Below are 23,550 nucleotides of genomic sequence, written 5' to 3' on the forward strand. Positions count from 1 at the left end.
TATACTGGCAAGTAGAGTAACACCTAAAGGAATGAACATGAAGGAAAATGGCCACGCTCACCGCGTGTCGGGGGCCGGTTTACTCATTGCGCTTGGCATTATCTACGGAGACATTGGCACCTCGCCGCTGTACGTGATGAAAGCCATTATGGGCGAGAGGGCCATTAGTGAGAACCTGGTGTACGGGGGCATTTCCTGCGTGGTCTGGACCCTCACCCTGCAGACCACCATCAAATACGTCATCTTAATCTTACGCGCCGACAACAACGGCGAGGGCGGTATTTTCTCATTGTACGCCTTGGTTCGGCGGCACGCCAAATGGCTGACCATTCCGGCCGTTATTGGCGGGAGCGCCCTGCTCGCCGACGGCATCATCACGCCTCCTATTTCGGTCTCATCGGCGGTGGAAGGCCTGGAGTTGATATATCCGCACATTCCTACGGTGCCCATTGTCATTGCCATTCTTACGCTCCTGTTTTTCTTGCAGAGCTTCGGGACGCAGATTGTGGGCAAGGCCTTTGGACCGGTTATGTTCCTGTGGTTCACCATGTTGGGGACCCTGGGCATTTTCTCCATCATTGAGCACCCAGAAATTCTGAAAGCCTTCAACCCGTACTATGCGTACCGGCTGCTGTTTGACACACCAGAGGGCTTCTGGATTTTAGGCGCGGTTTTCCTTTGTACCACCGGGGCCGAAGCCTTGTATTCAGACTTGGGGCACTGCGGCAAGGAGAACATCAGAATCAGTTGGACCTTCGTGAAAACCTGTCTGCTGCTCAACTATTTTGGGCAAGGCGCCTGGCTCATGGAGCACCAGGGAAGTGTGTTGAAAGCGCTGCCCATTCCCAACCCGTTTTATGCGGTCATGCCAGACTGGTTCCTGATTTTTGGTATCGCCATTGCCACCATCGCCGCCATTATCGCCAGCCAAGCCTTGATTACGGGCTCTTTCACCTTAATCAGCGAAGCCATCCGGTTGAATTTGTGGCCCAAGGTTCGCTTGATCTATCCTACCAATGTCAAAGGCCAGATCTATGTGCCCAGCATTAACAAAATGCTGTGGGCGGGCTGCGTGGTAGTGGTTTTGATTTTTCAGGAATCTGCCCGCATGGAGGCGGCCTACGGCATGGCCATTACTATCACCATGCTCATGACCACCACCCTGCTTAGCTTTTATCTCCTCACCAAACGGGTGGCACGTTTCTGGGTGTACTTGTTCCTGGCGGTGTACATTGCCGTGGAAGGCTCCTTCTTTGTGGCCAACCTCCTGAAATTTGCCGAAGGCGGCTGGTTCTCCCTCACGGTGGCAATTTTAGTAATTCTGCTCATGTACATCTGGCGGAGGGCCTATTTCATTAAGAAACGACTCACCGAGTATGTGCCCATACAGGAGTATATTCCGCAGCTGCGTGAACTGAGCGAAGACGAATCCATCCCGAAATACGCCACGCATCTGGTGTTCATGACCAGTGCCGAGCGCACCTCTGAGATTGAGTCAAAAATTATTTATTCTATTTTCCAGAAACGCCCCAAACGCGCTGACATTTATTGGTTTATTCACGTGAACACCATGGATGACCCTTATACCATGGAATACAAAGTGAACGTGCTGGCCACGCAGGACGTAGTGCGCATTGATTTCAGGTTAGGGTTCAGGGTGGAGCAGCGCATCAACCTGTTCTTCAGAAAAGTGGTGGAAGATCTGGTGAAGAACAAGGAAGTGGACATTACCAGCCGCTACAGCTCATTGAGCCGCCAGAACCTCATAGGTGACTTTAGGTTTGTGGTGCTGGAGAAGTTCCTGAGCTATGAAAACGATTTGCCGTTTTGGGAGAACACCATCATGCAGGCCTACTTCAGCATAAAGCAATTCACTACCTCAGAAGGCAAATGGTTTGGGCTTGACACCAGCTCTGTGAAAGTGGAGAAAGTGCCCCTCATCATTAAACCTGCCCGCGAGCTGGAAATGAAACGGATTCTGTAAACAAAAAAGGGAGGCGTTGAACGCCTCCCTTTTTTTGTACATTCCGTTTTGGGGCTCATTTCTGGAAATGAGCCCCAAAACGCTATTTTACATTCTGCCATTTGGCGTAGATTTTCTTCTGCTGCTCAGTGGCGTTGGGGGCTGCCTCTGCCCGGTATTTCAAAGTCTGGTCTTTCAGGAGTTTGATGGAAATGCCTAATAGCTGACCGCCGCGGCTCACAATGGTCTCCAGCACATCACCTACCGCATAAGAGGGCACAGATCTGTTCAGGTCATCGGTCACACGGTAGCCGTTCACGGCAATAATCTCGTCATGCACATTCAGGCCGGCCTGCCAGGCGCTGCCGTCGCGGGTGACGGTAGTGACCATGGGTTTGCCGGAAGCAGTGGAAATGGCGGCGCCCAGCAAGGGAATATTCTGCGTTTTGTTCTGGTCTACCAAATTCACGCCCGCGGCGGCCAGGTACGCAGCATAGTCTGGGGTTTCTTTGCCATAAGCGTATTTCTGGAAAAAGTCATTCAAAGACTTGCCGGCAAACTTCTCCATGCCCGCCTGAAACTCTTTGTCTGTGTAGCCCCTGCCCTGTTTCTTGTAATGCAATTCATACAAGTGGCGCATGGCATCATCCAGGGTTTTGGTGCCGTTGCTGGCTTTCATGATTTCCATGTCCAGGAGCATGGCTAAGAGCGCGCCTTTGCTGTAGTATGACATGTGCGTGTTGTACGAGTTCTCATCTGGGCGGTACTGCTTGATCCAGGCGTTAAAGCTGGACTCCGCCGCCGATACCACTTTGTTGCCCGGCGCATTCTCCACGCTTGTGATGTTGGCCCCCACAATATCTAAATACTCCCGTTCAGTCATCAGCCCGGCGCGACGCACCAAAAGATCATCATAGTAACTGGTGAAGCCTTCAGACACCCAAAGCATGTTGGTGTAGTTTTCCTTGTCATAATCAAACGGCCCCAGGGCAATAGGCCGCAGGCGCTTTACATTCCAGAGGTGAAAATACTCATGCGCCACCAAGCTCAGAAAGCCCTGGTAGCCGCGGCGCGTGCCGTAGCTGGTGCGGGTGGTCTGCAAGGTGGTGGAATTCAAGTGCTCCAGACCGCCGCCGCCGTTGTTCAGGTTGTGCACAATGAACAGGTAGTAGTTGATGGGCATGTCGCCGAAGATCTTGGCTGACTCATCCGTAATGCGTTTCATGTCGGCCACCAGGCGGGTGGGGTCATAGTTGCCGTCGCCGTACATGGCAACGTCATGCTTCACGCCGTTGCTCTCAAAGGAAAAGATTTCATGGTTGCCAATTTCAATGGGCGAATCGGCGAGCACGTCATAATTCTCAGCGCGGTAAGTGAAAGGTTGTCCGGCAACCGGGGCCAAACCGGTAGATACTTTCTTCCAGTCTTTGTAAGGCACCACGGTCAAGGTAGAAGGCAGGTTTTTCTGGCCTTCGGGGTACATGAATATGCTGGTGCCGTTCAAATAGCCGTGGCTGGCGTCAATAAAGCTGGTGCGCACGCTCATTTCATAGGCATATACTTTGTAGGTAACGGTCACGTCTTTTCCGCCCGAAGCCACGCGCCAGGTGTTTTTGTCTATTTTAGACGAAGCAACGGCACCGGCGCTGGTGCTGGCGGTGAACGCTTCCACGTTTTTGGGGAATTCCCTGATCAGGTAAGAACCCGGCGCCCACACGGGCATGGTGAGATCCACCGTCTTTCCTTTAAAGCCAGACAGCTTCATTTCCACCTCAAAGTAATGGGTGTGCGGTTCTGGCATTGATAAACGGTAGGTGAGCACGGGGGCGGCGGCGGCCGTCAGAGACAGCGACAAGACCAGCACCAGTGCCACTAAGCATGAAAGGAGTTTGTGTAGCATAGAGTAGGGTGAAATTCGGTTGGTATAAAAGTTAAAAATACGCCGAAACCGGGGCTTTTCCAAAGACGGTGCTTGCCCGGAACAACCATGGCGGCAGGTTTGAACGTATCACGTGTAAACCACATACCCATGAAAAAAATCTGGATAGGCTTCGGCGTCATTTTGGTCCTGCTGCTGTTGTACAAAGCGTTTTTCGCCACAGAGGAAACCGTGGTACCCGGCCTCAGAAGAACCAGCTTTGACGGCAAGGACAAAACGTTTCACCAGGATTCCGCAGGCAAACCCGTCACCAATACTCCAGACCAGGCCGCCAACCTTGATGTGCTGGAAGGCTCATACTCCAGCAAAGCCGACAGCGTGGTGGCGTTTGCCTTGCAACGGTACGGCACCGAATATACCTATGGCGGGGCCTCAGAGGAAGGTTTTGACTGTTCGGGCTTCACCACCTATGTGTATACCAAATTCAACGTAGAAATGCCCCACGGCTCCACCCTTCAATCTAAGCTGGGCCAAAGCGTGCCCCTGCAGGAAGCCCGCAAAGGCGACCTCCTCATTTTCACCGGCACCAACCTGCAAGACCGAACCCCTGGCCACGTAGGCATTGTGATCACCAACCCGCCCAAGAAAGTGCAGTTTGTGCATTCGTCCTCCAACGGCGGCGTGAAAGTGAGCGAAGTGGAAGGCACCCTGTACCAGAAACGGTTTCTGGATGTGCGGCGCGTGATACAGTAGTTATTGGTGATTGGTTGCTGGTGTTCACTAGGTAATTATTCAGGATAAAAAATCCGTTTTCCGGCTCATTTTCAGAAATGAAGCCGAAAACGGAATTTCCCACTTTATTAGAAAATGTAGCGTGGCAATAGTATTACAAGGTGGCTCCATGAAACCGGGGCGCATCAAAAACTACAATTCTAAAGCGAAACCTGCGAAATAAAATTCTTGTTTTAACAACCTGTTTTCCTGCGGAGCACCACCAGGTAATAATCTTACCAGGCTACTTTTCCAATAAAGGCAGCTCGGCAAACCTTGGGCCGCCTGAACCATTTTCCGTTTTCGGGCTCATTTCTGGAAATGAGCCCGAAAACGGATTTTTTGCTTGGGCTTCACATAATTTTACCGAGGAAAAAAAGGGCAAAAAAATACCCGGCTATTGCAATAGCCGGGTACGGAATCCTTTGAAATGGTATCAAGCGGCACAGGAAGGATGCCTCCCTCTCACGCCTGGCTACCTCATGCCGGATTCGCCAGTTAGACCAAAGTCTTTAGCAAGCTTCAACACGATTAACGGTTGACACATGAGCTAGGCTTGATACATTCTTACTGGGATTAGACACTTTTACCTCCTTTCTTTAAGTCCGACATAAACCCTATTAAACTTCCAAATAACTTATGGCGATTCTGGTAGGGCCCGGAGCACTCGCTTCCGTTTTATAAAGTTAAAAAGGCCAAGGATAGTTCAAAAGGATTTATGAAATAATTTATCTTATTTCTGTGGGCCCGGCCGCGTCTAATCTCCAGATTACCCAAATCCAGGACACTACCAAAAATGCCACCACAGCGGCGTCAAGCAAGTAAATATCCAGAATCACATCAAGGGTGGCGTAGCGGATATCCATGGCGCCCAGCCCCAAGGCACTGAAAACCGCCAGCAGGTCAATGCTGCGTTCCCGCTGTTGCTGGAAGGCCGCGCAGAAGAGTGCCGCTCCTATGGCCAGCACCAACACGCCCACCACTTCTACCAGCCAAACTTCATTCTTGGGCCCCGTAACCGCCAGAAAACTAGGCATATGCACCAAGGGCCAGATACCGGTAAAACCATAAAAGAGGCCTTGCCCCGTTAGTAGGAATTTTCGCATGAGGCAAAATTTTTTATGTAGCGAGGTTGTGCACCAGGGCAAACTAAACTAAGACTTCTACCTTACAAAGGCAAATGAGATAGGTTAGAGGATGGAAGTCAAAGGAATTAGGATTGGCGTATATTTATTTTAGGCCTGCTGGAGCATTTCAAGCCGCTAATGGTAGGTTCTTGCCACCGTACTTCTCATTATTTTTTACGTGAAACTATTTTTGGTCTTTAAATTGCTTATATTTAGTAACCATAACCTACTAACCAACCATTTATGAAGAAGATCTTTTTGCTGGCTCTTATGCTTAGCCTCACCACGCTAGCCTGGGCTCAAAAGAAATCACCTATTGGCATCTGGACCAATGAGGAGAAAGAAGCACGGTTTGAGATTTACCAGTGCGGCACCAAACTTTGCGGCAAGATTATCTGGCTCAAAGAACCTAACCGCGACGGCAAACCTAAAACCGACCAGTTCAACCCAGACAGCAAATTGCAGAGCCGCCCCATCATTGGGTTGGTGTTCCTGAAAGGCTTTGAGCCAGACGGCGACAACAAGTGGGATGATGGCACTATCTATGATCCAAAGTCGGGCAAGGAGTATTCTTCTTACATGAAACTGCTCAGCAACGGCAAAATGGAAGTGAAAGGCTACATTGGCATCTCTTTGATTGGCCGTTCACAGACCTGGACCCGCGTTCAATAAGCCACTCATTGATTACATAGAAAAGGGCCACTCTAGAGTGGCCCTTTTCTTTTTGTGTTATGTTGATGAAAGGAATATTTCCTGAAAAATCAATTAGCAAAGATCCAGAATTTTGATGCTCTTGTCTCTGAACACAAATGAGTCTCCTTTGGTCTTACCGGCCATGGCCTGAAACACCGGGGAGGCCGGTGAAATGGCGAAGTACTTTTCCCCTTCCACGTTAATTTCTCCCAGGCTCACCGAGATAAAATAATTCTGGGCATCGGTTTTCACCACAGAGCCCAGGGAAATGTCTTCGTTCACTTTGTTGCGCACAATGCGCTTGAGAATACTAAGTTTGCTGATGGCCTCGTCCAGCTGCTTGGCAAACATGTCGCGCTGAATCTGGCAGGCCTCCCTGAACGACTCAAACTTATCTTCCATGGCTCCCTGGCTTTCATTGGCGCTGTTTTGGGCTTCTTCCATGGCAAACCGGGCGTTCTCCACAAAATCTGTCTGGGCTTTGAGGCATTCTTCCATCAACCGGTGTTTGATCTCCAGGTCTGGGGCAGTTTCTGTCATAGTTGAAGTGGTCATAGGCGTTAGGTTTGGTTTGGGGCTCGCCTCCAGCCTGGTCAGGCCAAAGCTGGGGCAAACAAAGAAACAAAAGGTTTACATACGCTTCAGAAAAGCTGTTTTAGGGCTCATTTACAAAATGGAGGCTAAAAACGGAAAGGACGGTGACTCTCCTATCGTCGCAAAGCTTTAAACTGATAAAATCAGAATTTGTTGGGATAAAATAAAATTTTTCAGGCCAAGCCGCTGATTTACAGTTTCACAAACTTGATCACCTTTACCATACCACCGTAATTCAATATGAGCAAATAAGCGCCGGGCGCCAGGTAATCAATTTTTATAGTTTTCTCCACCCGTGGGTCAAAAGACTTCAATGTACGGCCTGCTATATCTGTCAAGGTAATCTCAGTAAGGCCACCTACGCCTTCCAGAAATTGCACTTCATCCCTTGCCGGGTTTGGGTAGACACCTACTTCATAGATTGGTTTTCTGCCTTGGATTGGCATGAGCGAAGGGTCTTTGTCCAACACATCTACCTTCTCTGCCAGCCACTGGTCAGGGTCCAGTTGCATGCCCACCACGGTGCCCTTTAATTTAAAGGAATATTCTTCCACTGGTTTGTCTTGCTGCAAAAGAACCAAGGTGTCTTTCTCAGTGGTGTAGATTTTTAACTCCATTTCGGTTTTAAAGAAAGGCGTATTGGGGCTAGAGCCGGTCTGCGTGGATTTGAGGTAGAGCTTTCCGTCTTGCTGTGCCCACCGTATGTCAAAGATAGGATAGCCTTCGCCATACACCCATTGGTCAAAGAAATAGGCAAAAGACCGGCCCGCCACCTGTTCCACCACGCGCTGGAAATCTCGGGTGGTGGCTACTTTATTTTTATACTGATTTCTATAAGTGCGCAACACCTGGAAAAACAAGGCGTCAGATGCCAGGGCATGCCGAAGCATGTGCAACACCATGGCCCCTTTTCTATAACTTAACACTGAGTTGAAAATAGCTCCCACCTGCGTGCTGTCTCGTACAAAAACAGAGCCCTGCGAAAATGTGCTACTCCCCGCTGCTCTCTCTATCCAATTGCGCGCAGCCCCAGGCTGAAATTCCTGCAAGGCCAAATACTCACTGTAACTGGCGAAGCCTTCGTTCAACCAGATATGGCTCCAGCCCGCACAGGTTACTTCATTGCCCCACCACTGGTGCGCCAGTTCATGGGCCGTGAGCGTGAATTCAAAGCTAGACTGCGTGGTCATGGTTTGGTGCTCCATGCCGCCGCCCATAGGGGCCATGCTGTGCCCGTATTTCTCTTTGTGGAACGGGTACAAGCCAAACTTTTCTGAGAACAGCTGCAACAAGGGGGCGGTGTTGTCAATGCCAGGTTTAAACGCCGCCAGGGCCTGCGGATGGTCATATATAAAGTTCTGAACCGGAATGGGCGCCGTGGCGCCAGGCACCGTTACCGGAAACGTGTATTCCTGGTACTGCCCCACCGCCACCGAGATAAGGTAATAGGCTATGGGGTACGTAGACTTCCATTCATAACGGTGCTTCTGGTTGGGAAGTGGCGTCACGCGCTGGAGCAGGCCGTTAGACCCTACTTTGTTGCCTACGTCTGTGGTGACCCAAACGTCTACGGAGTCTGCTTTGTCTGCGAGTAATTGTTTGACCGGGAACCACTCAGAGGCCGCGAAAGGCTCGCTCAAACTCCAGGTGACCTGTGCGTTGTACTGAGAAACCGTGGCCGTGTTCAGGCCGTTGCCAATGGCGGCGCTAGCTCCCGAAGGCGCGGTACCGGCGTAAAAAACCTGCGCCGTGAATTTCTGCTGGGCCGGCACCTGCATGGGCATCTGTACACGCACCTCGCTGTTGGTCCTATTCACCACGCCCGGCTGCCCGTTGATCAACACGCGGTCAATGGTCAGGTTTGGGTGCAGCTCAAACGCGAATTCAGAAAAATTTGAAGAAAGATTAGTGGCCAAAATGGTCACGTTTCCCTGCACATTCAGATTGTTTCGCTCCAGGCCAAGGTCCAGTTTGTACCAGTGCACGTCATATTGCCGCATCAGGGCTACGTGCGCCTCAGAGGTGATGCCATCGGCGAGCAGCAGGGAGGTTGATTGTAGGCGGGCCACCGCGCACGGATGCGGATCTTTCTCCTGGGCTTGCGCCACAATTCCCTGGCCAAGTAAGAGCACCAGCAGCAGACAGCCCCATTTAGTCTTTAAACGATTTAAAAACGAAGGCCTGAAAGAAGTATAGGAAAAATGTGTCATAAGAAGTGCTAGCGAAACAACTGGCCAGGCCACAAAAATGGTGCCTTATGATTATATCTCAACTAACGAAATTTTCCCGGCACCTGGCACACTCTATCGCAAATTGTTTCAGGGCAATTCACTGTCCATTTCCTCATGCCTAAAAAAAGCCTTCCTGTTTTAGGGCTCATTTCTGGAAATGAGCTCCAAAACAGAAAGGCTTGGCTTTCAACCTAACTAATGATGCTTAGTTCAAATTTGGCAATTGCTACTGCACCAGTATTTTCTCAGACTGCACCTTGTTGCCAATCATCAACTGAATGACGTATAGCCCAGCGCCTGCCTTGCTCAAGTCAATATCTTTGGCGTAGAACCCAGATACTTTTCCTGGTTCATCTTGGAATACGGTTTTGCCGGCGTTGTTCACTATCCTCACCTTCACCTCAGAAGCAGCAGGCACATTAAAGGAAAGCCTGAACTTGCCGTTGGACGGGTTGGGGGCCACCAAAACATCGGTTTGCCCTTCTTTTTTCTTCGCCGCTTTCTGGTTTTTCTTGTCGGTTTTGGCGGCCAGGGCTTTGGAAGGTTTCAATAAGATAATGGTTTTGCCTTCTTTGGTGGTGAGGCTGATCACTTCCACGTTACCGGGCTCGGTTACCCTAATGTTCCCAGCCGCTTCCAGGAGTTTTGCCTGCACACGCGCACCGTTTCTCAGCACTCTGATGCTTTCAATGTTCTGGATCTTGATGGAATCCATGTTGGTGGTGAAGGTGGTGTCCATCCGGAAGATGACCCGGCGCTTTTGCAGGGAATCGCCTTCCGCCAGGTCACGGGTAAAAATCCGTATGCCTTCTTTGCCCAGGGCCCGGGCACCCGTCACCCGTACTTCCTTCAAATCACCGTGAAACAAAGTTTGAGCAGAATCTCTGGTGTACACGCGGGTACGATGCAGCTGTCTAAACAAAGAATCGCGCCCGGCAAACCGGAGCACAGCAACGTTCACCGTGTCGCCTACCCGGCTGGGGAAAACATTCACAAACTCGGTCTGACTTAACGAATTGACCTTGGTGGGTAGGATCACTTTGGCACCCAGGTTTTTAAGGGAACCGGCTTTCTCCTTCATTTCTTTCACGGCCTGTGCAATAGTCTGGCCTTCTTTAAGGGTAAAGGTGGTGTCCAAGAGATAATGGACGTCGCCTTCGGCCTGAATGATTTTAATTTTGGATTGGCGGGCATGTTTTTCAACGGTGGCTTTTTCCTGGGCGAATGACTGGGTACCCAGGCCTAATAACAAGGTGGCCAGGAAGGTGCTGCCAAGGGTGCGGGTTGCTTTTTGTATCATAAATCTGTAGTTTAGGTAAGGTGCTTGTTTTGGTTGGTACAATAGTACTGCCTTAGGCGGTAGCTGCTGGTTAAGAGCAGGTTAAAGTGTGTTAAGGAAACGTTAAAGAATACCAAGGCTAGCGCCAACCCTATATCTTTGTAGAGATGAAGAAGAAAACATTGCTTTTGGTCATAGCCCTCATGAGTCTGTCGCTTATTGGGCTGATAGGCTTTCAGGCTTATTGGATTCAGCATGCGGTGCAGATGGAGGAGGAAGTGTTTGACCGCAACGTGAGCGTGGCCCTGCACCAAGTGGCCCGTCGCCTGGAAACGGAGGAAGCCATGCATTTCCTGAAAGAGGAAGCGCCCTTGATACGGGCAGCCGCGCTGACGCCCGTTACGCCATCTATGGAGGACAACGCCCCTGCCCCAACGCCCGCCAGAAAAGCGAAAGCCAAAAAAACTACTTATAAAATCACGTTCAACGCGGCTCCAGAAGATCAGCAGGTCCTGCTCACGCGCCCTTCAGAAGCGTCTACTCCACCGCCAGCCCCGGCCACAGGTTTTTCTGTGGTGACCTCTACTGCCCAGAGCCCCCAGAGCCGGGTGTACCTGCGTTCCACCACCGCTGCCCCGCACCAGCAAGGCGCCACGGTCAAGGTATTCGGGAAATCTAAGATTGATTCTGTGGTGGTCTGGAAAGTGCTGGCCGCGCAGGCCGCCATCCGGGACACGCTCAAAACGCATTCTAGGTCTTTGGCGCATAGGTTGCGGGTAGATTCCGGCATGGTATTCAGCCTCACGGGCGATACCGTTTCCTTTAAAAACAAGCTGGATTTACTGAACCTTATTCCGGCCAGAAATATACAGGAGGTGAACGTGAGCGGCAACGTGATCAACATTTTCTCAGACACCCTGGTCAGAATAGCGGGCCATCGCAAGGTTCCTTACGCCTTAGACTCCATGGCCCGGCACCGGCGGTTCAGAAGTGTAGTGAACTCTGTGGCTGCTAAAAGCGCCAATGGCAGCAGAGAAGTTCAGGTTACAGACATTGTGGCCCTCCCAGCCCGGGCGCAACTGAACCCAGAACCCGTTGAGAAAACCCTGCAGCAGAAGGAGAAAGCCAAGGCGCAGCACCTCAACAACGTGATTCAGCAGATGGCGGTGGAATACGCCAGGAATGAAAAGCCTCTGGCCGAGCGCCTTCAGCAACTCAAGCTCAAAGAATTGCTGGCCACCGAATTGCAGATGCACAACATTCAGATTCCTTACCATTTCAAGGTAGAAACTGGCGCAGGCAACAACTCTACTATCACGCTGGCCTCTACCAACGCGCTGTCCTCTGCCGCATTGCCCAGCCCGGCCAGCGCCAATGAATACCTGGTGCGCCTTTTCCCCAATGACGTGCTTTCGGCCCCGGCTTTTCTTATCCTGGATTTCCCCAACCGCAATTACTATGTCTGGCAGAGCCTGGCAGTGCCCACCGTAATCTCGGTGCTGTTCACCTTGATTATCATTCTCACGTTCTCGTTCACGCTGTACACCATTCTACGGCAGAAGAAAATCTCTGAGATCAAGAACGATTTCATCAACAACATGACCCACGAATTCAAGACGCCCATCGCCACTATTTCTCTGGCCCTTGATGCGTTGGTGAACCCCAAAGTGCGCAAAGATGAAGTGCGCGTGGATTACTATGCCCGCATTATCAAAGACGAAAACAAGCGCATGCACCAGCAAGTGGAGAAAGTGCTGCAGACGGCCCAGATGGAGCGCCAGAAACTGCAACTGGCCTGCGAAAAAGTGGACGTACACGCCTTGATCCAGAAAGTGATTGAGCCGTTCCAGCTGCACATTGAGCAACGCCAGGGCTCCCTTGACCTGAAACTGGACGCCACCCATGAAGTAATTTACGCCGACCCCGGCCACCTGGCCAACATGGTGGCCAACCTGCTGGACAACGCCAACAAATATTCGCCCAACGGCCCTAGAATTGTGATTCAAACGGCCAATGTATCCAAGGGAATTCATATATCAGTGGAAGACCAGGGCACGGGCATGTCACGGGAGGCGCAGAAGCGGGTGTTTGAGAAATTTTACCGCGTGCCCACGGGCAATGTGCACAACGTCAAAGGCTTCGGGTTGGGGCTGAGTTACGTGAAAACCATGGCCGAGGCCCACGCCGGCACCATTCACCTTCGCTCAGAACTGGGCAAAGGCAGCCGGTTCACTTTGTGGTTGCCGTGCCAACCGCACGCTTAAAATATTAAGGTTGAATTTCGAATTGTATCGCATAATAAAATTATAAAAAACATGACTGTACCTGCCGCCACCCGCCTGCTTTTGGTGGAAGATGATCCCAACTTCGGGATGGTGCTGAAAGATTACCTGGAGTTGCATGACTATGACGTGACCTTATGCGTGGACGGGCTGCAGGGCTTGCGTACGTTTCAGAAGGAAAGCTTCAACGCGTGTATTCTGGACGTGATGATGCCCTTTAAAGACGGTTTTTCACTGGCCACCGACATCAAGAAAATCAACCCGCAGATGCCCGTTATCTTTCTCACGGCCAAAGCCATGAAAGCCGATATGCTGGAAGGATTCAAGATTGGCGCCGATGACTACATCACCAAACCCTTTGACTCTGAGATTCTGCTCTGGAAACTGAAAGCCATTCTGCAGCGCAAAGCCAATGCCCACACGCCAGAGAAAGAAGCCGCCACCGAGTTCCAGCTGGGCAAATACTATTTTCATTTTAAAACCCGTCAAATCACACTCAACGGTGAGTCACAGAAATTGTCGCCCAAAGAGGCGGAATTGCTGCTCTTGCTCTGCCAGTACCTCAATGACGTGCTGCCGCGCGAGATTGCCCTGAGCAAAATCTGGAAAGACGACAATTACTTCACCGCCCGCAGCATGGATGTGTTTGTGACCAAGCTCCGCAAATACCTCAAAGCCGATCCGCAGGTGGAGATCATCAATGTGCACGGCAACGGTTTCCGGCTGGTGGCGCCCACGCCCGTTTCTGCCGCCGCGGAATAGAATTTCATTCTCTATCTCTGGCCGTTCCGTTTTCGGGCTCATTTCCGGAAATGAGCCCGAAAACGGAACGGCTTTTTCTTTTATGATAGCATTTGGATTAAATAATAGTTGCTTAGTCAGGTTTTGTAGAGACGTACTACTTTGTGTCTTTTCTCCATGGAACGAAGGTGCACGCCAGACGCAAAGTATTGCGTCTCTACATTGGCTTCGCTTGCTTTTATAAGGCCGAGTTAAGCGCAAAGGAAAACCCACCAAAAACCTTCACTTCGTCGCTCCTTTTAATTTACCGTATCTTTGGGATGGGAGTGGCGTTTTTGCCCTCCGTTTTGCAAATAAGCCCCAAAACAGAGATGAATATAGGAGATCGCGTACGATTACTGCATGGCAAGGAGAACGGCATCATCACCCGCTTTCTGGACAACAACCTGGTGGAAGTGGCCATTGACAATGATTTCACCATTCCGGTGATGCGCCGCGAGGTGATTGTGATTTCGCCGGAGGAAGACAAGAATTTTGGCAACGCGCCGGTGGCCCCGGAGCCCGCAAAACCCAGACAAACGCTTTTGACGCCGCCTGTGGCCTTGGTGGCCGGCATTTACGTGGGTCTGGTGCACCAAACCCCGGAGCTGCTGGCTATTCACGTGATCAACAATTCTGAGTTTGATTTGCTGTTCACCTATGGCGAGGAAACCCTGAACGGCTACAAAGCCGTGAACAATGACAAACTGCCGCCGCGCAAAACCAAAGCCGTGGGCCACGTGCACCTCAACGACTTCGACAAATGGCCCGACCTGGTGGTGCAGTACCTGCAGCATAAAACCAGCAGCAACACTTTGCTGGAACCCGTGACCAGACGCCTGAAATTCAAAGCCGCCTCGTTCTACAAAAGCAAGAAAATGGTGCCCGTACTGCAAAAGGAAGGCTATCTGTTTCAACTAGACGCCAAGCCCAACCTGGTGAACCCAGACCAGATTCAGGAACAGTTGCAGGAGTCTTCTGCAGGGCCAGCCAACGTGAAAGTGCCCGTACCGGCCAACGAGGTGGATTTGCACATTGAGAAACTGTTGCCCCAGGAAGACCACAAACTGATGACCAACTCTGAGGTTCTGCGGGTGCAGTTGGCCGCATTCCAAGACAACCTGGACCGGGCGGTGGCCAACAACATGCAGGAGATTATCTTCATTCACGGCACGGGCAACGGAGTTCTCAAAAAGGAAATCCAGAAACTGCTCTCCCGCAACCCCAGCATTAAGTATTATGAAGATGCCCGCAAAGAGAAATTTGGATACGGCGCCACCAAAGTGCAGCTGAAGTAGTTTTCTTATTGAAGCAGACAAAAAACTCCCGTTTTCGGGCTCATTTCCAGAAATGAGCCCGAAAACGGGAGTTTAAATTTAGGACTTGCCTTGCGAAAATTATTTTCCCAAAGAGGCTTCTAAATCTGAGACATGGAGCATGCGCAACAGCGGTGTTTTTTTGTATTGGTGCTGCTGCATGCGCTTCATGATGTCATCTAGCATGTCCATAGATTTCAAGATGTAGCGGCCTTTGTTGAGCATGACGCAGTCGGCGCGTTGGGCCATGGCGGCATCTGTGACCTCGGCCCGGCTGGGGCGGCCTTTCTTGGTGAGCGTTTCCAGCACCTGGGTGGCCCAGACCACGGGTAAATGCGCGGCTTCCGTAATCCAAAGAATTTCTTCCTGCACCTCTGCCAGGCGTTTCCAGCCCAGTTCCACGGCCAGATCACCGCGCGCAATCATTATGCCCGCCGGATGGTTGCGCATTAAAGTAAGCAGCAAGTGCGGCAGGTTGTTGAAGGCGGCCTTGGTTTCAATCTTGAGCATGATGCCCACGTGGCTGGCTTTGTACGAGGCCAGGGCGCGCTGCAGTTCCTCCACCATCTCGGGGTGGCTCACAAAAGAAAGATTCACAATGTCAGCGTGCTTCACTACAAATTTAAGATCAGCGTTGTCTTTCTCGGTGAGGGTGAACAGGCGCAGGTCGCTCTCGGGTAGGTTAATGCCTTTGTCGGGTTTGAGTTTGCTGCCGGTGTCTTCAGCGGCGGTGATTTTTATCTGGAGGTACTCAGGCTGAACTTCGGCAATCACCCCTTCAATTTCGCCGTCATCAAACAAAATGGGCTCTCCGGCTTTCACGCGGGCAAAAATCTCCGGCAAGGTGCAGGAAATATGCGCGGGCTCCAGCACATTGCCGTCTTTGTCATATTTGGCGGGGGCGCCCGGTTTTGGGTCACGGTGAAGCACCAGCGTCTGGCCCGGCTGCAACAGCAACGGCATGGACACTGACGGCACCTTGCCAATTCGCTCCTGCTGCAATTCCTGGCCGTCTCTGAAATGGCACACCTCAGTACCAGTGCGCAGGAAAGAAGATTTCTGGAGATGGAGCAGCGCCCCACCGCCCTGGGCCTCGGCCACGGTGAATTTCCGTTTCCGGCGACGCGCATCCTGGAACCTGATTTCATCGCCGGGCTGTAGCTGGCTCACAAATTCCTCAGAGATTTTAAGCGATGCCGTGACCAGCTGCTGCGTACCAACGCCCTTGGGCGCCAGCCACACCTTAGCCGGCGACAGGATTTCGCCTAGTTCATTGAAGGTGGGGTGAATGCCCAAGACTTCCGGGCCGGGGCTCACAGATCCGGTTCTCAGTTTAGGGCCCATCAGGTCAAAGAGGATTTTGCAGGGTCTGCCTACTTCCTGTTCGGCGGTTTTAATGTTTTCCACCATCTTCTTCCAGACTTTTTTATCGTCATGGGCACAGTTGATGCGGGCGCAGTTCATGCCGGCCAGCAGCAGGCTCTTGACCAGTTCATAGTCAGTGGCGAACTCAGTGGAGAAGGTGACCATGATCCGGCCTTCGCGGCCCTCAGAACCCGGGCCCAGCAGGGCGGCCAGGTTTCGCTTTAATATTGAATTCCAGGGTTTAAACGCCACCTGCGGTTGCGGGGCGCCGGTGTAATTGGCCTCCAGCACCTGCAGTTGGTTCTGGATGGCGGTGAGGCTGCCCATTACGTGGCTCTCGGCGCGGCCCAGAGAAGACAAACCCAGCACCGACAGGTCAACCTGCAGATCGCGGTTGTCTTGCTTGCGGAGGGCCAGGTAGTGCAGCAGATTCTTGGCGCTTTCCTGGAGGTCTGGGTGTACTTTTTGAACTTGCGCCTCAAAGGTGTTTTCCAGGACCAGCGCTTCTCTCTGTAATTTGGTGATCTTGGTTAAAAGGGTGGAAACGGTTTTCTGGCCGCAGTTCTTCTTTTCTGTTTTCCTGACTACTTCTTTCACTTCCATTAGTTCTCTTATAGTATAGGTAAACGCGTACGGGTTCTTTTTCAGGGGTTTAGCCCTGCCATTCTGGTATACGGCTAGCGCTGCCCAGTGACTTGATATATTATTAGGCACGGCTGTTTCTACCCTTTGGTGGCACCCACATGTACCCTTGAAAGCACGCCGTTTTGGGCCTCATTTCCAGAAACGGGGCCGAAAACGGAAGTACGCGCACCAAGCCCGCCCAGAATGTGTTATCTTTGACTGAAAAATAAGGGGAGCTGGCTTACCGCTGCGTCTTTTAAGGCGGAGAGGAAAGTCCGGGCAACGCAGAGCATCCTGCTTCCTAACGGGAAGGCACCTGGCGGGCGACGGCCAGGTGACAGCCAGTGCCACAGAAAATAACCGCCCGCATTTAATTAGGAATGGGGAATTATGAATTAGGAATCATTCTTAATTTTAAATTCTTAATTCTTAATTAATTGCGGGTAAGGGTGAAAAGGTGCGGTAAGAGCGCACCAGCGGCTGGGCGACCAGTCCGGCTGGGTAAACCTCAGGAGTTGAAAGACCAAATAGGCTGGCAGCGCCAGGCTCTAGGGCACGGCTAAGGGCGGCTCGCCCGATGTCAGTGGGTAGGTTGATGGAGCCCCTCCGTGAGGACGGGCCTAGATAAATGGTAAGCCATCTGCCACCCGGCAGAGGACAAAACCCGGCTTATAGGCTCCCCTTTATTTTTTTCCTTTCTTGCAAAGGCCGCTCGGTCTTTGGTACTTCTATGATTTCTTAGTAGTTTGGTTTTGGAAGTGTAACGAGGCGGGTTTCCGATTTTTTGCAAAAAAACCTGTGTACATAGTGCAGGTGAGTGCAGGTGAGTGCAGGTGAGGTTCGTTTATACTCTAGTTAGCTGGTATTTAAAAATAAAAAAAGCTACAAGACTTAAAATCTTCAAATTAAACAAAACTTAAAAATTAGAAAAAAATGGGAAAATCTAGAAAAGTGGTAATTTTTATTATAGTTGTAATTGCAATTATATTAATTACAGTTTTACTTAAAGAAGCAGGAATAGGTGCTGGCGCAGCAGTAGGAGGGCTTGCAATTTACTTCCTTTATAAAGCAATGTTTAAAAAGGAAAAGCCTAAAGCAACTAAAGACATTACACTTAATAAGTAGTAATGATACCTAATTATTACCAAAGACTTGGCTTAACAAAAAATGCAACAAAAGAAGAAATAAAAAAAGCTTACAGAAGTCTTGCTCTAAAGTATCATCCCGACCGTAACAAAAATAAAGATGCCCATCAAAAATTCATTGAGATTAATGAAGCATACTTGATTTTATATGATGAAGAAGCGAGGATTAAGTATAACAGGGAATATGATTTTTATTTTAAACCAAAAGAAGCATCAGAAAGTACAAATTCTAATCAACGCCAACAGGAATCACAATATAATAGAAATAATCAGAGACAAAATGAAAATGAACAAGCCTTTTCAGATAATGATTTAAATAATTGGGCTAAAAATGCTAGAAAACAAGGTCAGGATTTTGCTAGTATGGCATTCGGTGAATTTTCAAAACAGGTTATTGGATTCGTGAAAGAAACTGGATTCCAACTTGGAAACACTCTCATGATATTCTTTGCAATGATTTTGACTATGTCTGGTTGTGGTAATTTAGTTGCTGGACTTGCCACCAACGGAGATATTGGCAACCCGATATTAGGTATTGTTATGCTTCCAGTCGGAATTGTGCTGTACCGTTTTGCAAACAAGAATTGGGAAAATAAAAAAGAATAAAACACCAGCTAACATTGTGTAAAAGTCATGCATCGGCCGACGGCCGTGCACGTCTTTTACACTAGCCGTTACTAATAATTTAAAATGGCTAAAAATGACCTAATTCAAGGGTTCCAGGGGAAACTTATTGAGCTAAGAAAAATTAGTTATTCCTGGAATTTGATTCCTGGTGCACCAACAGACGAATTTGACACTTTACACCATAAAGTTTTAAGCCATTTGTACCAAGGCGCTGACTTTGAAAAAATTTCCCGTGTGTTAGAAAGTGACCTTGTTGTGACTTATGGCCTATCTATGGAAACAGAAGACATAAACAAAATGGCCGGTGACATTACAGAATGGTGGGCTTTGCAAAACAACGGTTGCAGCCGCCTAAGAACCTGAATCTAACCGTTCACCGCGGTGCCAAGCCGCTACTCCTTCCACCGCAGCAATTGATCAGTGACCCGTATTGCCTGCTCCAATGGAAAACCAATGACTGGGCGGTGGCTTCGTTTAAAACCAAAAAGGGAATGGCAACAGCCCAGCAGGCGCTCAGCCAACTAGTACAAAACTGGCTCCTGGCAACGAAGTAAGGGCAAACGTATTTTCCGTTTTCGGGCTCATTTCCAGAAATGAGCCCGAAAACGGAAGCGAACCAGCTAAATTTTCTGGAAAGCGGCCATGGCTTCGGTTTAACCTGTACCTTGCTTTCTCAAATGTAAATTTCAGTTCTATATATCTCCGCTGGCCCCGCTCAGGTAGCGCCTCGCTCATGAAAAAAACGTCCCTCCTGCTCAGTCTGTTGCTTTTGCTTTCGTTTTTCAGTTTTTCACAGGTCACCAAAAAGGGTTTGAGCCATATTCCGGCAGCGCCTAAAAAGCAGGGCCAGGTGCAGATCATGATTCTGGGAAGCACGCATTTCGGGCAGGACCAATACCACAAAGACCAACCCCACGCCGACTTGTTCAGCCTTAAAAGACAGCAGGAAGTTGCCCACCTGAACAAGCTGCTTTTAAAGTTCAAGCCAGACATGGTCATGATTGAGAACACGCCAGAAGACCAGGCAATGGTGGACAGCCTGTACCAGCTCTATAAAACCGACAAAATAAAATTAACTGATCTGGCCAACGGCCGGTCTGAGCGGTTTCAGTTTGGCTATTCCATTGCCAAGCAACTGCACCATGACCGCATTTTTGGGGTAGATTATTATGAAAGCGTCTCCAACCGTATTCTCACCAACGGCAAAAACATAGAGCAGTATCAGAACGCTCTCACCGCCTTCAACAGCGTGGTGCGTGACGTGGACAAAACCTACAAAGAAGGCACCACATCGCTCAAAGATTTTTTGCTGTACATCAACCACCCGCAGGTGTTGGATTTCACGTACAATGTGATTTACATGACGCCCGCCAAAGTCCGGAACGGCCAGTTCACCAATCCGCCCGCGCAGTACATAGACACGGCTTACGTAAACAAAAACTACATTGGCGCTGAGTTTGTGTCCTCGTTCTATGAACGCGAAATGAAAATCTACTCCAATATTGTCACCACGCAGCTAGCGCAGAAAGGCAAACGGCTGTTGGTTATTATGGGGCAACGGCACGCCGCGGCGCTTTCCAAAATCTTCGTCAATGACCCGCAGTACCGCCTGGTGCCGGTGCAGAAGTATTTGAACTAAGCCAAAACCATCACTAGCCTTTTTTTGATTTCCGTTTTTGGCCTCATTTTCAGAAATGAGCCCGAAAACGGAAATTTTCTTTACGCCCCAGCGGTTTGCGCAGAAACGCAGCAGAAGTCTTATCTTCACCGCCGGAAGCAGCCCCGTTCCTCGGGGTGTTTTCAGCCAAAACCTTCAAACTAACACAAGCTTTCATGAAGTATTGTAAACCTATTTTATTAGCGCTGCTGTTTCCGGCCCTCTTTTTTGCCTGCCAGAAACTGAGCAAATCAGATGGCGGCAGCGCCGGCAAGTCCTTTGCCGTGGACTATGAGAAATTCACCTTAGACAACGGCTTGCAGGTGGTCTTCCATGTGGACAAATCTGACCCGGTGGTGGCCGTGGCCCTCACCAGCCACGTAGGCTCGGCCCGCGAGAAGGAAGGCAGAACCGGTTTCGCGCATTTGTTTGAGCACCTGTTGTTCCTGGAGTCTGAAAACCTGGGCAAAGGTGGTCTGGATAAGATGAGCGCCCGCATTGGCGGCTCCGGGGCCAACGGGTCCACCAGCCGTGACCGCACCAACTACTACCAGACCGTGCCCAATGACGCGCTGGAGAAAATGATCTGGGCCGAGGCCGACAAGCTTGGTTTCTTCATCAACACCGTGACCGAGCAAGTCCTGGCCAAGGAAAAGCAAGTGGTGAAAAACGAGAAGCGCCAAAGCGTGGACAACAATCCCTATGGCCACACGTCTTATGTGATTGACCAGAACCTTTACCCCGCAGACCACCCCTACCACTGGCAAGTAATTGGTTCTCTGGAAGATTTGCAGAACGCCACGCTAGCTGATGTGAAGGAATTTTACCGCCGCTGGTACGCTCCTAACAATGTGACCCTGGTGGTGACCGGTGATTTTGAGCCGGGTCAGGCCAAAGCCTGGGTGCAGAAATATTTCGGGGAAATCAAAAAAGGCGCCGACATTCCGCGAATGGAAAAACGCCCTGCGGTGTTAACCCAGACCAAGAAACTGTACCATGAAGACAACTTCGCGCGCTTACCAGAACTGACCCTGGCTTGGCCGGGCGTGTACCAGTACCACCCAGATTCTTACGCGCTGCGCGTGCTCACCACCTACCTCACAGAAGGCAAGAAAGCACCGTTCAACCAGGTGATCATTGATGAAAAGCAGCTGGCTCCACGCGTGGGCATGTACAACAACAACTCAGAGATTGCCGGCCAGACCATGCTCAGCGTGCGCGGTTTTGAGAAAACAGACCTGAACAAGATTCACAGCGCGGTGTTTGAGGCCTTCGCGCGGTTTGAGAAAAACGGCATTTCAGAAGCTGACCTCAACCGCATTAAAGCCGGCCAGGAAGTGGCTTTTTACAACAGTCTGGCCAGCGTGCAAGGCAAAGGCTTTCAGTTGGCGCAGTACAACATCTTTGCCGGAGACCCCGGTTTTGCCACCAAAGACATTGAGAACATGATGTCCGTGACCGTGGAAGATGTGCAGCGCGTCTATAATCAGTACCTCAAAGGAAAGCCATACGTGGCCACCAGTTTTGTGCCCAAAGGTCAGGTGAATCTGGTGCTGGAAGGTTCCAGGAAAGCCAGTGTGGTGGAAGAGAAAATTGTGGAAGGTGCCGAAGAGAAATTCGACCTGACCGCCGATGCCTCTTACCCCAAAACCCAGTCAACCTTTGACCGCAGCCAGGAACCCGCCTACGGCAAAAGCCCAGAAATCTCGGTGCCTGCTGTGTGGGAGGAAAAACTGGGCAACGGCCTGAAAGTGCTGGGCATTGAAAACCGCGAAGTGCCTCTGGTGCAATTCAACCTGCGCATAAAAGGCGGCCTTCTCCTGGAAAACCCCGACAAAGTGGGCGTGGCCAACCTTCTGGCCGAAAGCCTCATGAAAGGCACCAAAAACAAAACCACCGCCGAGCTGGAGGAAGCCATTGACGCGCTGGGCGCCAGCATTTCAGTGTCAGCTGATGATGAAGACATTTCCATCAATGGCCGCACGCTGGCCCGTAATTATGCCGCCACGCTGGCCCTCATGCAGGAAATGCTCTTACAACCGCGCTGGGATGCCAAGGAGTTTGACCTGAGCAAGCAGCGCGTGGAAAGCCAGATCAAAGGCCAGAAAGCCAACCCCAACTCCATTGCCGCCAACCAGTTCAAGAAACTACTCTTCGGGGAGAAGCACATTTTGGCCAATAACATCCTGGGCACTGAGGCCTCGGTGAAAGCTATTACGCTGGCAGATTTACAGGCCTATTACCAGAATAACCTGTCTCCGGTTGGGGCTGCATTCCATGTGGTGGGCGCGCTAGACAAGAAAGCGGCGGTGGCTCCATTGGCTACCCTTGACCAGAACTGGAAAGCCAAGGAAGTCACCTTCCCTACTTACCAGATTCCGGCCGCCCCGGCCACGTCAAAGGTGTATTTCTATGATGTGCCGGGTGCCAAGCAGTCGGTGTTGCGGTTTGGGTATTTGGCTTTGCCGGCCACTCACCCAGATTTCTATTCTTTGTCGGTGATGAACTATATTTTGGGCGGCGGAAGCTTCGCGTCTCAACTCACCCAGCAACTGCGCGAAGGCAAAGGCTACACGTACGGCATCAGTTCTTCGTTTTCGGGCAGCAGCGTGCCGGGTCCGTTTGTGATCCAGAGCGGGGTGCGGTCCAACGTCACGTTTGAGTCGGCGGCCCTGGTGAAAGACATTTTGAAGAACTATGGTCCGGGTTTCACGGCGCAGGACCTGGACGTGACCAAGGGCTTCCTGGTGAAAAGCACTGCCCGTTCGTTTGAGACCATGGGTGCCAAGCTGGGCATGCTCAGCAACATAAGTGCCTACGGCTGGCCGGTTGACTACGCCAAGAAGCGCCAGCAACTAGTGCAAGGCATGACCGTGGAGAAAATCAGAAGCCTGGCCAACCAGTACGTGAACCCAGACAAGATGTATTATTTAATTGTGGGCGATGCCGCCACCCAACTCCAGAAACTGGAAAACCTGGGCTACGGAAAACCTGTTTTGCTCAATTAACCAACAGGTCATTCGGTCACACTTTTAAGGCCCTGGCTTCTCTCATTTTCAGAGAAGCCAGGGCTTTTTCCGTTTTCGGGCTCATTTCTGGAAACGAGGGCAAAAACGCCGCCACCTTTGAAGCCCTTTAACCGCAAATCAGCTTCTCTATTTTTGTTGTCTGAAATTCAGTTAATTTTAAAATTCAGGTTAAACCTTTCTGCGCGTTG

At 50.6% G+C, this 23,550-nt stretch carries 17 protein-coding genes and 1 other RNA gene; 12 read left to right on the forward strand and 6 right to left on the reverse strand.

Annotation, left to right across the window (positions count from 1 at the left end; translation table 11 throughout):
* Window positions 1–37: 37 nt before the first annotated feature.
* Window positions 38–1,984, forward strand: a complete 1,947-nt coding sequence (locus IMY23_RS05245; RefSeq protein WP_192823695.1) for a KUP/HAK/KT family potassium transporter — start codon at window positions 38–40, stop codon at window positions 1,982–1,984.
* Between the two features lie 82 nt (window positions 1,985–2,066).
* On the opposite strand, the gene IMY23_RS05250 is transcribed toward IMY23_RS05245, so the two are convergent.
* The gene (locus IMY23_RS05250) at window positions 2,067–3,863 is read right to left on the reverse strand and encodes a M61 family metallopeptidase (protein ID WP_225986415.1); all 1,797 of its coding nucleotides are present in this window, start codon (window positions 3,861–3,863) and stop codon (window positions 2,067–2,069) included.
* Window positions 3,864–3,992: 129 nt separating this feature from the next.
* Here IMY23_RS05250 and IMY23_RS05255 point away from each other — a divergent pair, with 129 nt between their 5' ends.
* Window positions 3,993–4,595: a C40 family peptidase gene (locus IMY23_RS05255; protein ID WP_192821077.1), complete on the forward strand. Its 603-nt coding sequence runs from the start codon at window positions 3,993–3,995 to the stop codon at window positions 4,593–4,595.
* 746 nt (window positions 4,596–5,341) lie between these two features.
* Here the strand turns inward: IMY23_RS05255 and IMY23_RS05260 are convergent.
* Window positions 5,342–5,719, reverse strand: coding sequence for a hypothetical protein (locus IMY23_RS05260; RefSeq protein WP_192821078.1), 378 nt, complete (start codon window positions 5,717–5,719; stop codon window positions 5,342–5,344).
* 264 nt (window positions 5,720–5,983) lie between these two features.
* Here IMY23_RS05260 and IMY23_RS05265 point away from each other — a divergent pair, with 264 nt between their 5' ends.
* On the forward strand, window positions 5,984–6,412 hold the full coding sequence (locus tag IMY23_RS05265) for a DUF2147 domain-containing protein (RefSeq protein ID WP_192821079.1): 429 nt from the start codon (window positions 5,984–5,986) through the stop codon (window positions 6,410–6,412).
* Window positions 6,413–6,505: 93 nt separating this feature from the next.
* On the opposite strand, the gene IMY23_RS05270 is transcribed toward IMY23_RS05265, so the two are convergent.
* From IMY23_RS05270 to IMY23_RS05280, 3 genes are all read right to left on the reverse strand, one after another.
* Window positions 6,506–6,988 carry a hypothetical protein gene (locus IMY23_RS05270; RefSeq protein ID WP_225986416.1) on the reverse strand — a complete coding sequence of 161 codons (483 nt, stop codon included), beginning with the start codon at window positions 6,986–6,988 and terminating at the stop codon, window positions 6,506–6,508.
* Between the two features lie 230 nt (window positions 6,989–7,218).
* Entirely contained in the window at window positions 7,219–9,237 is a 2,019-nt protein-coding gene (locus tag IMY23_RS05275; RefSeq protein WP_192821080.1) for a M1 family aminopeptidase, read from the reverse strand.
* A 247-nt stretch (window positions 9,238–9,484) separates the two neighbouring features.
* Window positions 9,485–10,558, reverse strand: a complete 1,074-nt coding sequence (locus tag IMY23_RS05280; protein WP_192821081.1) for a T9SS type A sorting domain-containing protein — start codon at window positions 10,556–10,558, stop codon at window positions 9,485–9,487.
* Window positions 10,559–10,704: 146 nt separating this feature from the next.
* On the opposite strand from IMY23_RS05280, the gene IMY23_RS05285 reads away from it, so the two are divergent.
* The 3 genes from IMY23_RS05285 to IMY23_RS05295 all read left to right on the forward strand — a co-directional run bounded on the left by IMY23_RS05285 (window position 10,705) and on the right by IMY23_RS05295 (window position 14,897).
* Window positions 10,705–12,801: a HAMP domain-containing sensor histidine kinase gene (locus IMY23_RS05285; protein WP_192821082.1), complete on the forward strand. Its 2,097-nt coding sequence runs from the start codon at window positions 10,705–10,707 to the stop codon at window positions 12,799–12,801.
* Between the two features lie 51 nt (window positions 12,802–12,852).
* Window positions 12,853–13,581, forward strand: coding sequence for a response regulator transcription factor (locus IMY23_RS05290; protein WP_192821083.1), 729 nt, complete (start codon window positions 12,853–12,855; stop codon window positions 13,579–13,581).
* Between the two features lie 350 nt (window positions 13,582–13,931).
* Window positions 13,932–14,897 carry a Smr/MutS family protein gene (locus tag IMY23_RS05295; protein ID WP_192821084.1) on the forward strand — a complete coding sequence of 322 codons (966 nt, stop codon included), beginning with the start codon at window positions 13,932–13,934 and terminating at the stop codon, window positions 14,895–14,897.
* A gap of 99 nt (window positions 14,898–14,996) precedes the next feature.
* On the opposite strand, the gene IMY23_RS05300 is transcribed toward IMY23_RS05295, so the two are convergent.
* The gene (locus tag IMY23_RS05300; RefSeq protein ID WP_192821085.1) at window positions 14,997–16,883 is read right to left on the reverse strand and encodes a pyruvate kinase; all 1,887 of its coding nucleotides are present in this window, start codon (window positions 16,881–16,883) and stop codon (window positions 14,997–14,999) included.
* Window positions 16,884–17,132: 249 nt separating this feature from the next.
* Here IMY23_RS05300 and rnpB point away from each other — a divergent pair.
* From rnpB to IMY23_RS05330, 6 genes are all read left to right on the forward strand, one after another.
* An RNA gene (gene rnpB / locus IMY23_RS05305) (RNase P RNA component class A) lies at window positions 17,133–17,592 on the forward strand.
* A 245-nt stretch (window positions 17,593–17,837) separates the two neighbouring features.
* The gene (locus tag IMY23_RS05310) at window positions 17,838–18,029 is read left to right on the forward strand and encodes a hypothetical protein (protein ID WP_192821086.1); all 192 of its coding nucleotides are present in this window, start codon (window positions 17,838–17,840) and stop codon (window positions 18,027–18,029) included.
* A gap of 2 nt (window positions 18,030–18,031) precedes the next feature.
* On the forward strand, window positions 18,032–18,655 hold the full coding sequence (locus IMY23_RS05315) for a J domain-containing protein (RefSeq protein WP_192821087.1): 624 nt from the start codon (window positions 18,032–18,034) through the stop codon (window positions 18,653–18,655).
* An 84-nt stretch (window positions 18,656–18,739) separates the two neighbouring features.
* Window positions 18,740–19,039, forward strand: a complete 300-nt coding sequence (locus IMY23_RS05320; RefSeq protein WP_192821088.1) for a hypothetical protein — start codon at window positions 18,740–18,742, stop codon at window positions 19,037–19,039.
* 370 nt (window positions 19,040–19,409) lie between these two features.
* Window positions 19,410–20,315, forward strand: coding sequence for a DUF5694 domain-containing protein (locus IMY23_RS05325; RefSeq protein ID WP_192821089.1), 906 nt, complete (start codon window positions 19,410–19,412; stop codon window positions 20,313–20,315).
* A 194-nt stretch (window positions 20,316–20,509) separates the two neighbouring features.
* Window positions 20,510–23,341: a pitrilysin family protein gene (locus IMY23_RS05330; RefSeq protein ID WP_192821090.1), complete on the forward strand. Its 2,832-nt coding sequence runs from the start codon at window positions 20,510–20,512 to the stop codon at window positions 23,339–23,341.
* Window positions 23,342–23,550: the final 209 nt, after the last annotated feature.

Source organism: Rufibacter sp. LB8 (genome assembly GCF_014876185.1).
Lineage (GTDB): Bacteria > Bacteroidota > Bacteroidia > Cytophagales > Hymenobacteraceae > Nibribacter.